This window comes from Microbacterium sp. 22179 (assembly GCF_052045715.1).
Classification (GTDB): Bacteria; Actinomycetota; Actinomycetes; order Actinomycetales; family Microbacteriaceae; genus Microbacterium; species Microbacterium galbinum.
Genome location: NZ_JBQEPJ010000001.1, coordinates 245,910 through 260,277 on the forward strand (window position 1 = coordinate 245,910; position 14,368 = coordinate 260,277).

10 protein-coding genes are annotated in these 14,368 nt (G+C 67.6%); 8 read left to right on the forward strand and 2 right to left on the reverse strand.

Translation table 11 applies throughout. The features are described from left to right. The first annotated feature begins 1 nt into the window (after position 1). The 5 genes from ACTJKK_RS01125 (at position 2) to ACTJKK_RS01145 (ending at position 4,634) form a co-directional block, all read left to right on the forward strand. On the forward strand, positions 2–769 hold the full coding sequence (locus ACTJKK_RS01125; protein WP_440746708.1) for a biotin--[acetyl-CoA-carboxylase] ligase: 768 nt from the start codon (positions 2–4) through the stop codon (positions 767–769). A gap of 51 nt (positions 770–820) precedes the next feature. Further along, positions 821–1,375 (forward strand): PH domain-containing protein, encoded by a 555-nt coding sequence (locus tag ACTJKK_RS01130; RefSeq protein WP_247622915.1) that lies wholly within the window; start codon positions 821–823, stop codon positions 1,373–1,375. A gap of 67 nt (positions 1,376–1,442) precedes the next feature. Further along, a complete protein-coding gene (locus ACTJKK_RS01135) occupies positions 1,443–2,594 on the forward strand; it encodes a 5-(carboxyamino)imidazole ribonucleotide synthase (RefSeq protein WP_440746709.1) in 1,152 nt (383 codons plus the stop codon). 121 nt (positions 2,595–2,715) lie between these two features. Continuing rightward, on the forward strand, positions 2,716–3,183 hold the full coding sequence (purE, locus tag ACTJKK_RS01140) for a 5-(carboxyamino)imidazole ribonucleotide mutase (RefSeq protein WP_247957597.1): 468 nt from the start codon (positions 2,716–2,718) through the stop codon (positions 3,181–3,183). Further along, on the forward strand, positions 3,180–4,634 hold the full coding sequence (locus ACTJKK_RS01145; protein WP_440746710.1) for an LCP family protein: 1,455 nt from the start codon (positions 3,180–3,182) through the stop codon (positions 4,632–4,634). The genes purE and ACTJKK_RS01145 overlap by 4 nt, the downstream gene beginning before the upstream one ends. A gap of 176 nt (positions 4,635–4,810) precedes the next feature. Here the strand turns inward: ACTJKK_RS01145 and ACTJKK_RS01150 are convergent, their stop codons facing one another. Together ACTJKK_RS01150 and ACTJKK_RS01155 are read right to left on the reverse strand one after the other, a co-directional pair. Continuing rightward, positions 4,811–5,410 carry a hypothetical protein gene (locus ACTJKK_RS01150; protein ID WP_440746711.1) on the reverse strand — a complete coding sequence of 200 codons (600 nt, stop codon included), beginning with the start codon at positions 5,408–5,410 and terminating at the stop codon, positions 4,811–4,813. A gap of 143 nt (positions 5,411–5,553) precedes the next feature. Further along, positions 5,554–7,281 carry a DUF4012 domain-containing protein gene (locus ACTJKK_RS01155; RefSeq protein ID WP_440746712.1) on the reverse strand — a complete coding sequence of 576 codons (1,728 nt, stop codon included), beginning with the start codon at positions 7,279–7,281 and terminating at the stop codon, positions 5,554–5,556. 154 nt (positions 7,282–7,435) lie between these two features. Between ACTJKK_RS01155 and ACTJKK_RS01160 the strand changes: the two genes are divergently transcribed. From ACTJKK_RS01160 to ACTJKK_RS01170, 3 genes are all read left to right on the forward strand, one after another. After that, on the forward strand, positions 7,436–8,509 hold the full coding sequence (locus tag ACTJKK_RS01160; protein WP_440746713.1) for a glycosyltransferase: 1,074 nt from the start codon (positions 7,436–7,438) through the stop codon (positions 8,507–8,509). A gap of 387 nt (positions 8,510–8,896) precedes the next feature. Further along, a complete protein-coding gene (locus ACTJKK_RS01165; protein WP_440746714.1) occupies positions 8,897–10,861 on the forward strand; it encodes a hypothetical protein in 1,965 nt (654 codons plus the stop codon). Between the two features lie 104 nt (positions 10,862–10,965). Continuing rightward, positions 10,966–14,304, forward strand: coding sequence for a glycosyltransferase family protein (locus ACTJKK_RS01170; RefSeq protein ID WP_440746715.1), 3,339 nt, complete (start codon positions 10,966–10,968; stop codon positions 14,302–14,304). The last annotated feature ends 64 nt before the right edge of the window (positions 14,305–14,368 follow it).

Consider the following 14,368-nt stretch of genomic DNA (forward strand, 5'->3'; position numbering starts at 1 on the left):
CATGGATCTCCCGCTCGCGCGAGACGTCGCCCCCCGGATCGAGTACGTGCCGGCGTCGGCATCCACGAACGCCGATCTGCGGCTGCTGGCCGAGGATCCGCTCGGCTGGCCGCACCTGTCGACCCTGATCACACGGAATCAGACCGCCGGTCGCGGACGGCTGGATCGCGTCTGGACGGCTCCCGACGGCGCGGCGCTGGCGATCTCGGTCGTCCTGCGCGTCTCGGTGGAACCGGCGCTCCGCGGTTGGATTCCCCTGATCGCGGGGATCGCGATGGCGGATGCCGTCGCCGCACAGCTGCCCGCGCGCGCGGTGGGCGTGAAATGGCCGAACGACGTGCTCGTCGACGAGCGGAAGATCTGCGGCATCCTCGCCGAGGCGACGTCGAATGCTATCATCGTCGGCGCCGGCGTCAACACGGCCATGACGGCGGCGCAGCTGCCCGTGCCCACCGCGACATCGTTCGCCGTGGAGGGGGTCGCCGCCGATGAGGATCGGCTGCTCGCCGACTACCTCCGAAGATTCGACGCGCACCTCGCGGCTCTCGCCGAGGCCGACGACGCGGTCTCCAGCGGCCTGCACGCCGTGGCGACGGAGCGGATCACGACCCTCGGTCGCACCGTGCGGGTGTCGTTGCCGGGGGAGCGGACGCTCGACGGCATCGCGCGCGAGCTCGACGACGAGGGGCGTCTCGTGGTGCGTCACGATGGGGTCGATCATCCGATCTCCGCCGGTGACGTCGTGCACGTGCGCTCTCTCGCGGACTGACACGCCGCCCGGCCGCGCGTCGATGTCGGAGATCACGGGCACAATGGTGGGGTGACGCAGCCTGTGACGCTCAGCGGTCGGCCGATGATGCCGCCGCCCGGTGCGCCGTCCGAGGAGCGTCTGATCGCACGCTTCCGCGGTCACGCGCGTCGCCTCTTCTGGTCCGCGCTCGTGCTGGTGGCGACCTTCGGGGCGACCGCCTACTTCTACGACAACCTTCCCGCGCCGTTCGAGAACTGGATGCTGCTGTCCGCCGCCGGCGGGGTGGTGCTGCTTCTCGTCGTGATTCCGTTCACGGTGTGGCTCGCACGCTCGACGACGGTGACGACCCGACGGGTGATCGTCCACGGCGGTGTGGGTGCGCGCAACCGCCGCGAGATGTCGCACGCGCGCGGGTACACGATCGGAGTGCGCCGCGGACCGCTGCAGCGGATGTGGGGCACGGGGACGATCACGCTCTCCAACGGTGTCGACGCTCCGCTGCGATTGGTCAACGTGCCGAACGTCACTCTCGTGCACGAGACCCTGGCCGATCAGATCGAGGTCAGTCAGATCCTCGCCCACCGCGACGCCCAGACCGGCACCGAGGGCTTCGCATCCGCGTGACGCGCGCCCGCACTGACGTGCGCCCGCGATCTCGAGATGTCATCCGCAGCGATGACGATGCGCGAGAATGGTCGAGACGAAAGGGAGACGGCACATGGCTTTGCGTGTGGGCGTGATCGGCGGCGGACAGCTGGCTCGGATGATGATCGCTCCGGCGGTCGAACTGGGGCTCGATCTCCGAGTCCTCGCCGAGGGAGAGGGGATGTCGGCCCAGCTCGCCGCGACCGCCGTCGGCGATTATCACGATCTCGAGACCGTGCGCGCCTTCGTCGCCGACGTCGACGTCGTCACCTTCGACCACGAGCACGTGCCGCAGCACATCCTGCGCGCCCTCGTCGCCGATGGCGTGGCCGTGCACCCGGGCCCCGACGCCCTCCAGTTCGCTCAGGACAAGCTGGTCATGCGCGCGCGCCTTGCGGACCTCGGAGTGCCCCAGCCCGACTGGGCTGCGGTCGCCTCCGAGCAGGAGCTGCAGTCCTTCCTCGACGCCCACGACGGCCAGGGCGTCGTCAAGACGCCGCGCGGCGGGTACGACGGAAAGGGTGTGCGCGTCGTCCGTGCCGCGAGCGATGCCCGCGACTGGTTCGCCGCCGTGCCCGCGGGTGAAGCTCTGCTGGTCGAGGAGCTGGTGCCCTTCGTGCGCGAACTCGCGCAGCAGGTGGCGCGCCGCCCGAGCGGTGAGATCGCGGCCTATCCCGTCGTCGAGACCGTGCAGCGCGATGGCGTCTGCGCCGAGGTGATCGCGCCGGCACCGGCGGCCGCCGAGCGCCTCGTCGAGGTGGCCGAGAGCATCGGCGTCCGCATCGCCGAGGGCCTCGGCGTGACGGGGATGCTCGCCGTCGAACTGTTCGAGACCGACGACGAGCGCATCCTCGTGAACGAGCTGGCCATGCGCCCCCACAACAGCGGTCATTGGAGCCAGGACGGCGCCGTCACCGGGCAGTTCGAGCAGCATCTGCGCGCCGTGGCCGACCTCCCCCTCGGCAGCACCGCCCCGCGTGCACCGTGGTCGGTCATGGTCAACATCCTCGGCGGTCCCGCCGAGGGAGGGCTCGGGGAGCGCTTCGCGAGCGCGATGGTCGCCCATCCCGAGGCGAAGATCCACACCTATGGCAAGGATCCGCGGCCCGGGCGCAAGGTCGGCCACGTGAACGTGTCGTCGAGCGATCTCGACGACGCGGTCTACGTCGCGCGCGCCGCGGCCGCCCATTTCGCCTGATTCGTCGGACGAGGGTGCCGCTCGGCAGCGTGCCGTGGGGGCAATCTCCAGCACCAGACCGTAGCCTGTTCTGGTGACCGAGCCACTGCACTCCTCCGCCGCGCCCCTGGTCGGCGTCGTCATGGGATCCGACTCCGATTGGCGCGTCATGAGCGACGCGTCCCAGGCGCTCACCGACTTCGGCATCGCGCACGAGGTCGAGGTGGTGTCGGCGCACCGCACGCCGGACAAGCTGATGAGCTACGCCCGCGAGGCTCGTGCCCGTGGCATCCGTGTCATCATCGCCGGCGCCGGCGGCGCGGCCCATCTGCCGGGCATGCTCGCCTCGATGACGCCGTTGCCCGTGGTCGGTGTGCCCGTGCCGCTCGCCTACCTCGACGGAATGGATTCGCTGCTGTCGATCGTGCAGATGCCCGCGGGCATCCCCGTCGCCACGGTATCGATCGGGGGAGCGCGCAACGCCGGTCTGCTCGCCGCTCGGATCCTCGGGACCGCCGATGAGGCTCTCGCCGACCGCGTCGAGGACTACGCCCGCGAGCTCGAGGCCCAGGTCGAGGCCAAGAACGAACGGCTGAAGGACTCCCTGTGACCCTCGCGCCACCGCGGGCGGGTGGGCGGCCGCTGATCGAGACCCGGCCCCTGCGGCACCCGGACTCCACCGACGAGGGGGCGATGGCGAAGCGCGGCTGGTGGCTGGTCGCGCTGAACGTGCTGATCCCCGGTTCCGCTCAGATCGTCGCGGGCAACCGTCGACTGGGACGCATCGGTCTGCGGGCGACCCTGCTCGCCTGGTTCCTCGTGATCGTCGCGGCGGGTCTGGCGCTCTTCGCGCGCCCCGTGCTGCTGTGGCTGACCGTGGGCGCGGGATGGTTCTCCGCTCTCGTTCTCACGCTCGTGCAGATCCTCCTCGTCGTGTACGTGGTGCTCTGGGCCGTGCTCACCTTCGACGTGCTCCGCATGGTGCGATTGGTGAAGGTGCCGACGGCGTCGCGGTTCGCGATCCCGGTCGTCGCACTGATCCTGCTGGGGCTCGTCGGCGGGGGAGCGGCCTATGCGGCGACGGTCGTGGGATCGACCCGCAACACGATCAGCTCGATCTTCGGGCAGAGCGGACCCAGCCTCCCGCCCGACGACGGCTACTACAACATCCTGCTGCTCGGCGCAGACAGCGGCGACGGCCGCGACTCCATGCGCTTCGACAGCATCTCGGTGGTCTCGGTCAATGCCGACACCGGAGCGGTGACGATCACCGGAATCCCGCGCGAGCTGCCGAATGCGCCGTTCAGCGAGGGCAGCCCGATGCAGGAGCTCTACCCGAACGGATTCGAGGGCCACGGTTCATCCAGCTGCGGGTGGAACGGATGGATGAACCACGTCCGCAACGCCGCCGAGGTGTGCCGCGATGACAACGGTACGGGTCTGTACCCGAATGCGCAGGCTCAGGGATCCGAGCCCGGCATCGAAGCGACGAAGGATGCCGCGGAGGGCGTACTGGGGATCAAGATCCCCTACTACGTCTTCGTCGACATGCACGGCTTCGCCGATTTGGTCGACGCACTCGGCGGCGTCGACATCACCGTGACGGAGCGTCTGCCGAAGGGTGGACCGCCCGAGGGGTGGCACGGGACGGACGTGAACGAGTGGGCGATCGGCTGGATCGAGCCCGGCGCGCAGCACATGGACGGCGACACGGCGCAGTGGTACGCGCGTTCCCGGTACACGACCAGCGACTGGGATCGTATGAAGCGCCAGCGTGAGCTGCAGGCGGCGATCCTCGCGCAGTTCACCCCACAGACCGTCCTGACCCGGTTCAATGAGGTGGCGGCGGCCGGTACGGCGCTGATCAGCACGGACCTTCCGCAGGACAAGCTTCCGGAGTTCTTCGACCTGATGATGAAGGCCAAGGAGCTTCCGGTGAACACGATAGAGCTCACCCCGGAGCAGGGCGTCGACGAGTTCCAGCCGGACTACGCCTACATCCACGAGATGATCCAGCAGGCGCTTCACCCGCCGACGCCGACGCCGTCCCCCGCTCCCTGACCGGAGGGTCACAGCGGAAGCACGGCGCCGGGCGTGAATGTGCCCACGGCCTCCTCGGGAGAGTGTGGAGGAGGCCGTGGGCTTCCGGTGTATCACCGGATTCGCCAGACGACGGTGATCGGAGGGGGAGGGATCACCGTCGTCCAGTCGACCGCCGCACGAGGCGGCGATCAGATCTAGGCGCGCTTGCGGCGGGCGGCTCCGATGACCACGAGGCCACCGCCGACCGCGAGTGCCGCAGCACCGCCGCCGATCACCCAGGGCGAGATGCTTCCACCGGTGAGCGCGAGTTCGATGGAGCCGTCACCCGTGAGAGGCAGTTCGGTGCCTGCAGCCGCGACGCTCGGGTCGTGGGCACAGCTCGACGTGCCGCTGACCGTGATGACGGCGGTGTACTGGCCGATGCCGGCGACCGATGCCGCTCGAGCCGCGGCATTGGCACCCGCGCCCGTGAACGTGATCGCATACGCGCCGGAGCCGCCGGACGGCGGGCGGAACGAGACCGTGAGGCTACCGTCGGCAGCGGCGGTGTTGCCCGAGATCTCGGACTCTTCGGCGCGGAGTCCGGAGACGGAGACGCCGACGACCTCGGAGGGCTGGAACGATCCGGCCCCGAAGACGATGGTCGAGACGTCGCAGATGTCGATGATCGGGTCGTTGACCGTCACACTCGGCTTGTCGGCATAGGAGTCGGACGGCGCCGCAGAAGCGGCGGTCGGCGCGGCGAGAATGATGACGCCAGCGGCAAGGCTGATAGCAGCCAGTTTCTTCAGCATGATGTTTCCCCAGAATTTCACGCGGAATCACACCCGGATACACCCCTGCATCCGACTGTGTGGACCCTCCCTGCCCCCACGGCAGGTTCTTAGAGCCCAGATATTCCCCAGTGAGATGAAGGTACCCCATCCCGGGGAGAAAGTCACGAGGTGCAGCGCAGTTCTTCACGTGTCGCCGTCGGCGCATCGATCGTGGGCGTCTGCACGACCGAGTCGATGCGCTCTCCTGCGCCGTCTCCCTGGAATTGCACGGTGACGGTGGTGGACTCGCCCGGCGCCAGGAGGACGTCGTGCTGCACGACCGAGCGCGTCCCGAGGAGCGCGGTCTGCACGGGCTCCTCGTCGCCGTCGCGATCGGCGCGCGACAGCGTCGCCCCCTCCGGGCCGTAGATCGCGAGCAGGGTGCGGGTGCTGCCCGGGTCGACGCCGAAGTTCCCCCCGCCCGTGACATACGGGGGAAGCGCGGTCGCGGCATCCGCCGGCGCGTCGTTCGTCCACGTCACGCTCACCTGCGTCGTCGGCATGCCCGCGCAGCTGCCGATCGCCGTGGAGACCGTGGCGTGCGCGTAGAAGTCCATCTTTCCGCCGGTGGTGTCGTTGATCAGGACGCCGACGTGCGTCCCGGCATCCGTGTCGACCGGGAGCGTGCCTCCGACCGTTGAGGCGGCGAGAACGCTCTGCTCGTCCTCGTGCGCGCTCCAGATGCGGATCCGTCCCTCGTCCGCCGAGGTGGCGAGGGCACCGAGCAGCGCGCGCGGATCACCTCCGGCGAGTGCCGCGCCGAAGAGGCCGGTGGCGGCTTGGGCGAACACCTGGTCCTGGACGACCGGATCCGGGATCGCCGCATAGATCTCCGAGAGCAGGATGCTCACCACGTTCTCCGAGGTCGCGGTGAACGGACCGAAGCTCAGCTCACCGATCGCATCGAGCAGATGCTTCGCGACGACCGTGTCGACCGCGATCACTCCGTCGACGGGGCCGCCGAACACGCCTTCCCAGCGGGTGGCGATCGCGGGGCCCGCCTCGGCGAAGTCCGGGATGCTCGTCAGATTCTGCAGATATCGGCCGGGCCCGTCCTCGAAGAGGGCGATCGTGCTGTCGCTCAGGGGGAGAGGATCCGTCAGCGGCGGGAAGTCCAGAGTGGACGCCTGCCGCTCCAGGGAGATCCTGCCGTTCTCGGCCCGCAACAGGGCGATCGAACCGATGATGCCGCCGGACGAGCGGAGTTCGGCGTTGTTCTGCATCGCGAGGACGTAGGTGCGGGGGCCTTCGCCGCCGAGCATCGTGGGGAGCAGGATCGCGGCGCCGTTCAGCGTGCCGACCACGGTCGCCGCCTCGGTGACGTTCGTGCGCACCTCGCGCACGGCATCCGCCAACGGGGGGAGGGTGGCATCGGCGTCGATGCCCTCCGCTCGTTCGAGCGCCTCATCGAGTACGTTCGAGGCCTCCGCGAGCGGCTCTCGGATCGTGGCGAACGGGGCCAGGTCGATCGCGCCTCCGGAGAGACCGAGGCTCGCCAGATCGACCTCGGCGGCGACGTCGAGCAGCGGTGTGAGCGCGTCCGTCCCTACGCTGTCGGCGATGGCGGCGATGTCGCTCACCGCGCGGAAGTTGGGGCCGACGAACGGCACGGCCGCGAAACCCTGCCACACGAAGTCGGAGGTGAGGTCGTTCGCGGATGCCGCGTGCCGGGCGATGCTGCCGGACACGTCCGCGGCCCTGTCGAGGTCACCCTCCGCGATCGCCGCTTTCAGATCCGAGGACTGCTCGGCGACGTGCGTCAGGTTGTCGACAGCCCCGATCCCTCGAATCGTCACCCAGCCGAGGGCGAGGACGAGGAGCGTCAGGACGATGCCGACGGTCCACCTCACCCATCGGCGCCGTCGTGGAAGTCGCCCGTCGCTCACGTGAGCATTCAAGCATGAACGCGGGGTGCGGGCGAGGATGCTGAGCGAACGCTGTCAGTCCGTGCGACGCGTCGGCGTCCTCCGGGCCGGAAGCGGTCGACGGAGATACTCTGAGCGCATGGGTGCTCGACTGCGTGTGGTTCTGGATCAGCTCGTGCAGGTGGTCGACCCGGATCACGCTGCCGCCGCGATCGAACTCACACGCGGACTCGTCGCGACAGCCCCCTCGGGGTGCGATGTCGAAGCGATCGTCGCCGCGGGTAGCGAGGTGTCGATCCCCGGCGTCGCCGAGGTGCGGACTCTCGGACTGGCCCGCCGGGAACTGGCGGCGTCGTGGCAGCTCGGGATCGCCGCCGGCGCCGGTGGAGGACTGATCCATTCGCCGACGCTGATGGCACCGCTGGTGCGGCACGACCGCACCCACGACAACGATCAGACGACCGTGACGGTCTGGGGTCTCGAGGCCTGGGACGCGCCGGACAGCCTGTCCCGCGCCGCGGTCGCGTGGCAGAAGGCGATGCTGCGCCGTGCCGCGAAACATGCGGATGCGGTCGTCGTGCCGACGCACACGATCGCGCAACGGATCCAGGAGATCGCCCGTGTCGGAGATCGTGTGCGCGTGATCGCGGGGGCGGCGCCCGAAGGCTTCGTTCCGCCGTTCGACGCCGCCGAGCGGCGCGGCGGGCTCGCCCTACCCGAACGTTACGTCGTCGTGCACGGCACCTGGGACTCGGTCTCCGACGGATTCCGCGGCGCGCTGGCGGCCGGGGCGCACGCCGTGGTGCTGGATGCGGCGGAGGGGACGGAGCCCCGCTACTCCGACATCGCGTCCTCCGCGGGACTGGCCGAGTCGCGCGTGCACGTCCGGGGTGCCCTCGACACGTCCGACCGCGCCGCCGTGCTCGCCGGAGCCGCTGCCTACGTCGCGAGCAGTCCGACAGCCGCCTGGCCCTGGCGTGCGGTGGAGGCGATGCGTCTCGGTGTACCGGTGGTGGGCGTCGACTCGGGAACGCACCGGGACGTGCTCGCCGACGGCGGGCTGCTCGTCGACCCGGGTGACCTGGCCGAAGCGGTCGAGAGCGCCACCGGGGGCGAAGGAGCACGACTCTCGGTGCTCGCAGCGGACCGCTCGCGGGCGTTCTCGTGGGCCGGATCGGCCGAGCGCGTGTGGGGTCTGCACGCGGATCTGTGACGAGGGGGCAGCGCCTGGGAGGTGCCTTCGGATCGGAGGGACACGCCGACACGCGGTAGCCGATATTCCGTAACAGTGGCATCATCACGTGACTTCCGTCACACTGGTCACATGTCTCGACGTGCCCCACGCTCGCGAAACAACCGGAAGATCACCCATCTCCTCACTTGTTTCCTCGCTGTCACCGCTGTTGTCGCCGGAACCGTGCTCCCGGCCGGTGCGGCATCCGCGGCTGCCCCTGTCGCGGCCCCCGCGGCGACGACGGTCTCGAACGCCGTCTCACAGGTCGTGGGAGACCCGGCGGCATCCGGCATCGTGAAGTCCACGCTCGTGGGCTTCAATCCGGGAAACATCATCAGCGACGCCGTGTTCACCAACAAGGGCACGATGACCGAGGCGCAGATCCAGGCGTTCTTCAACAGCAAGGTGTCGAGATGCCTGGGCGGCACGGACGAGAACGGCAAGCCGATCGTCTGCCTCAAGGACTTCAAGATCACGTCGGTCACGCGTCCGGCTGATCAGTACTGCAGCGGGTACTCGGGAGCTGCGAACGAGTCGGCGGCGCGGATCATCTATCGCGTCTCGCAGGCGTGCAACATCAACCCGCAGGTTCTGATCGTCATGCTTCAGAAGGAGCAGGGCCTCATCACCCATACGTGGCCGAGCGCATGGCGATACAACATCGCGCTGGGCCAGGGCTGCCCCGACACCGCTCCGTGCGACCCCAACTACATCGGCTTCTTCCACCAGATCTACGGCGCCGCGCGTCAGATGCAGATCTACATGGAGGGGCGCTGGTTCCAGTGGTACGCCCCGGGCAAGACCTGGAACATCCTCTACAACCCCAACGCCAACTGCGGATCCTCTCCGGTGTACGTCGCGAACAAGGCGACGTCGGCGCTCTACTACTACACGCCCTACCAGCCGAACGCGGCTGCGCTCCGTGCCGGATACGGCACCGGCGACGGATGCTCCGCCTACGGCAACCGCAACTTCTACAACTACTTCACCGACTGGTTCGGATCGACGCAGCAGACTCAGAGCTCCGGTCAGAACCTCCGGCTGGGAACAGACATCTACTTCGTCTCCGCCGGTGTGCGGTATCACGTCACACCGGAGGACTGGCCCGAGTACCAGGCCAAGTTCGGGGCCTACCGCCAGGTGACATCTCTTTCGGGTTACGGTGACGGCGGCAGCACGTCGCGATTCGTCCGGAACTCGTCGACCGGTGTGATCGCTTACTTCGATGGAGGTAAGACGCATCGCTTCGCTAGCTGCGACCTCGTTGCTGCGTGGGGGGGAGCATGCGCCCGGGTCGTGCAGATGGCCGACGCTGACTTCGCACGCATCGGGGCGGGGCCTGAGATGACGGCGTTCGCGCGCGTTGCGGCGAACGGTACCGTCCACCGCATCTCCGGAAAGACACTGATCCCGCTTTACGATGCCGCCGCGCGCATCGCCGCCAATGGTGGCAAGGTCGACCCTTACGCCGCCGTGATGACTCCATCGCTGCGCTCGAGGATGACGATCAGTTCTCAATTCCAGTTCGCGCCCGGCCAATTCGTTTCGGCCAACGGCACTTCAGAGGTATACCTCGCCACGCAGGACAACCGGCTTCTGCACTTGCCGTCGTGGGATCTGGCGCAGGACATCGGGCTCAGCCGCACGAAGGTTAGCGTGCCTGCAGCGAACTTGAACGGGAGACAGAAGGGGGTTTTCGGTGCTCTTCTGGCCTGCGGCGGAAAGTTCTACCTCCCTTCCGGGGCGAAGCTGAGCGTTCTCAATCGTGGGAACGTGACGGGAATGACCCCTACGAGCCTCGACGCCGCGACATGTGGGCGCCTGAATCTCACCGGTACGCCCGTCGCAACCGAGTCCTTCGTGCGCTTCCAGGGCAGCGACGCGGTTCTACATGTCACCGGTGGTGTCACTCGTCACGTCGTGACGACCGCTCAGGTCCGCGCACTCGCCGGCGGAACCTATCCACCGATCGTCCAGCTCCGCGCCGGTTCCGCTAGTGCGTTCACGGCCGGACCGGCGTACATGCAGACCGGAACACTGGTTCGGTCGGATGGAACGGCCGAGGTGTACCTGGTCGACGGCCTCTCGCTGGTGCACCTGCCGTCTTGGGAAGTCGCTACAGCGCTCGGCATCCCTCGTTCGGTGAGGGTGGAGAGTGTCGCCGCCCTCTCGACATTCGAGCGGCGTTCGCCGGGCCTGACGACATTCGTCCTCTGCAACAACGTCGCCTTCTCCGCAACGGGCGGTACGTTCACGAAGGTGACTCCCGCCCCGGGCACGGTGGTGACGGCGCTCACTCCTGAGACCTGCGCGGCGCTGAACATCAGGTAGTTCCGGCCGGCGGTCGATGCACGCGCCTCCTGCTCGTGCGAATAGGCTGGAGACCAATAGCTGGATTCCGCCATGGGAGGCGGGGATCGATGGGATGGGCACCGATGGGGTTCTGGAAGCAGAAGCATGCGGCGACGGACGATCAGACCGGACCAAATGAGATCCTCCATCCCGAGCGGGTGACGTCCAAGGAGTATTACAGTGCTCTGCTCGGCATCGACTTCGGCGACGATTTGGCGGCCGCGGAACACTACCTCGCGGATGGATGGCGGGAAGGCGTAGTTCCGCATCCATTCGTCGATAGGCCGATGGTCCGTGCGTCGATGGACGCTGCAGTCACGCTTCGTGATGAACTGCGCGCGTTTGCCAGTTCGACGCAGGCACGCCCCGCGCTCGGCGCGCTCGGTGGGATCTGGGAAGCCTCTGCGAAAGAGGAGCGCGGACGCGGATTACGCCCCGTCGATGCCGCAGCTTTTCTCGCCGGAACCCCCGAAGAGCGCGACGCCCTGCCTGTACGAGGCGGGGCGACCTGGGGTGAGTTGCGGCGTATCCTGGCCGCCTCCACCCGCGTCGTTCCGCGCATGCAGGAAGCGCGCATGTTCGACCTCGAGCACTACTCGTCACTGACCGGACGAACTTTCTTGGGATGGCGGGCCGCCCTTGACGACTACATCGTCCGTGGCGAGCGCGAAGGCGCGACACCCAATTGGGCGTTCGAACCGGAATGGTTCGCGGCCCATGACCGGAGCCAGACCCGCGGATCGCGCGCCTTCAATCAGCTCTTCCAATACGTTTCGAGCGACGAGCGGGTGAGTACCACCCCGGCAGACAGAGCCGGTCGTACGCTCGCCGAACTCCTCCGATCTCACGACGATGCGGTCCTTGAAACGTTCGGTGGGGGAGCCACAGACATACGATCCGCGAAGGCGGCCGCGGCGGCCTCCGTTCCTCGCCTTCCCGCGGTAACCCAAGGACGGCGTGTTCCGCTCCGAGGCGGGACGAGTCTTGATGTCGCAGTCATCGTCGATGCGCGACACCTGGTATCGGAATCGCACTACGAAGACCTGCGTACGCTCGCGCGCACTCAAGATCCCGCAACGCGAGCAGTGTTCGTCGTCTGCGATGCGGATGACGGACACGAGCCGCCGCTGTCCACGCTCTTCGAGGAGGAACGCTTCCACGTGCTGGACGCGGAGCTCGGTGAGCCACTCGGCGCAGTCGCGGCGCGTATCGTGGACGAGGGGGGCTTCTCGGCGTGGTCCCTGTGGCGGCCGGGGCAGCAGTGGAAGCCCGCAGGGCTGTCAGACGCCTCTCGGGCGCTGGATGCCAACCCCGATTCCTCCGGGGTCGGTGCTTACACTCCGCAGGCTCCACAGCAGTGGGGAGAACTGGAGGGGGCATTGTGGCGGACTCGCCTGGATGCCGCGGGGATCGTCTTTCGGACGGACCGGATCGCGCCCGATCCCGACCGGGACTACGGTCTGAACGCAGACGCGGTGGCTAGGCTCGCGAAGGCCGGCGATGGGATCGTCATCGAGGGGGATCGGTTCTGGGCGAGGCGGTACGACGGAGGTGTCTTCGCGAATCGTGCGGGCGCCAATAGCGCTCGAAAGTCACACCTTCCTGCTGTCGACTGCTCGCTCCCCGAGTCGACGGACACGACGGTCGTTGTTCCGACGTTTGAGGATTGGCGGATGACGGTCGACGCGGTCGCTGCTGTACGCGATCAGCGAGATGCCGCCGTGATCGTCGTGGACAACGGCTCCCGTCGTGCGGTAGGAGCCATACTCCGACAGGCGTTCCTCGGTGACGAGCACGTGCAGTACGTGCGGTTGCCCGTGAACACAGACTTCGCCGTGGCCAGCGATTTCGGAGCGCGGATCGCGAAGTCGCGGAACGTCGTTTTCCTGAACAATGACACCGTCGTTCAGGAGGGATGGCTGCGCCCTCTGGAGCATGCTCTTGCCGACGCTGTCGCCGTCCAACCGCTTCTTCTTTTCGCGGACCGAACGGTGCAGACGGCCGGGACGGTGTTTGCGGGCGGACTGTCGTCTCCGCGTCATCTCCTCTCAGGCTTCCACAGAGAGGACGTCCCTCGCGAAGTAGGTGAGTACTCGTTCTCGGCGCTCACTGCCGCATGCCTGGCCGTCTCCCGCGAGGACTATCTTGATACAGGTGGGTTCGATGCCGAGTATGTGAACGGCATGGAGGACGTGGACTTGTGCCTCCGCTTGAGGAACTCGACCGGCAGGCCACTTCGCGTCGTGCCGGAGTCGACTGTCGTACATCTCGAGAGCAAGACGGAGGGACGATTCGCGCACGTCGTCCCGAACCGTCGGCGCTTCTCCCAAGTCTGGCGTGATGAACTGCTCGGAGAACTCGACGATCGGAACGTCCTCGAAGGTTCGCGCCTGCGAGTCTCCGACATCCGGTGGCGCGACCAGCGAGGATTTCCGCTGAGGGAACCTGAGTGGCAGATCGAGCGAATCCCGAGTCTGATCGTCGATGAGCGCCCCCCGCGGATGCGCTGGGCGGTGAAGATCTCGAGCCCCGGGACCCTCCTCGGTGACCTGTGGGGTGACACGTTCTATGGCCAGGATCTCGCATGCGCACTCAGGCGTCTAGGTCAGGACGTGGTCGTCGACCGTACGAGTTCTTGGGAGCGTCCTGGAGCGGGAGACGATGAGGATGTCACGCTCACACTTCGGGGATTGAACCGGTTCACACCCCGTCCGGGATCGGTGAACCTCTTGTGGGTGATCTCACATCCCGATCGCGTGACCGTTGATGAACTGCGCAGCGGTTGGGATCAGGTGTACTCCGCAGGGGCGACATGGGCGGCACACCACTCAGCCCGAGCCGGTATCGCGATCACGCCGCTGCTGCAAGCAACGGATCCCGCTCGTTTCCGCCCGTCCGAGGAGGAGCTGCCCCGGAAGGGTGTGCTTTTCGTCGGACGCACGCGCGGTGAGAGGCGCCCGGTAGTGCTCGACGCCGCAGAGGTCTCCGACGATCTCTCTGTGTACGGAGACGACGGATGGGAGCGATACATCGACCAGCGGCACATCGCAGGAACGGTCCTCCCGAACGCGCAGCTGCCTCGTGCGTACGCAGAAGCTCGTGTGGTGCTCAACGACCACTGGGGCGACATGCGCCGGGGCGGGTTCCTCTCGAATCGGCTCTTCGACGCGGCCGCAACCGGCGCGAGGATCGTGAGCGATGACGTCACCGGCCTGACGGATGTTTTCGGCGAGCAGGTACGAACGTATTCGACACATGCGGAATTGCAGGCGCTTCTCACTCCCGATTCGGAGGCATGGCCTACCGAAGCGCAGATGAGGGCGAGTGCGGCGCGCGTGGCCGCCGAGCACTCCTTCGACGCACGTGCGCGGGTTCTTCTGGACGACGCGCTTCGCTATCGCTCCAAGGATGCTGGACGCTGAGTGAAACGACCACTCAGGTGGCCTAGGTAGGATGTTTCGGGCGTCTGCGAACTGCGGATCGCCC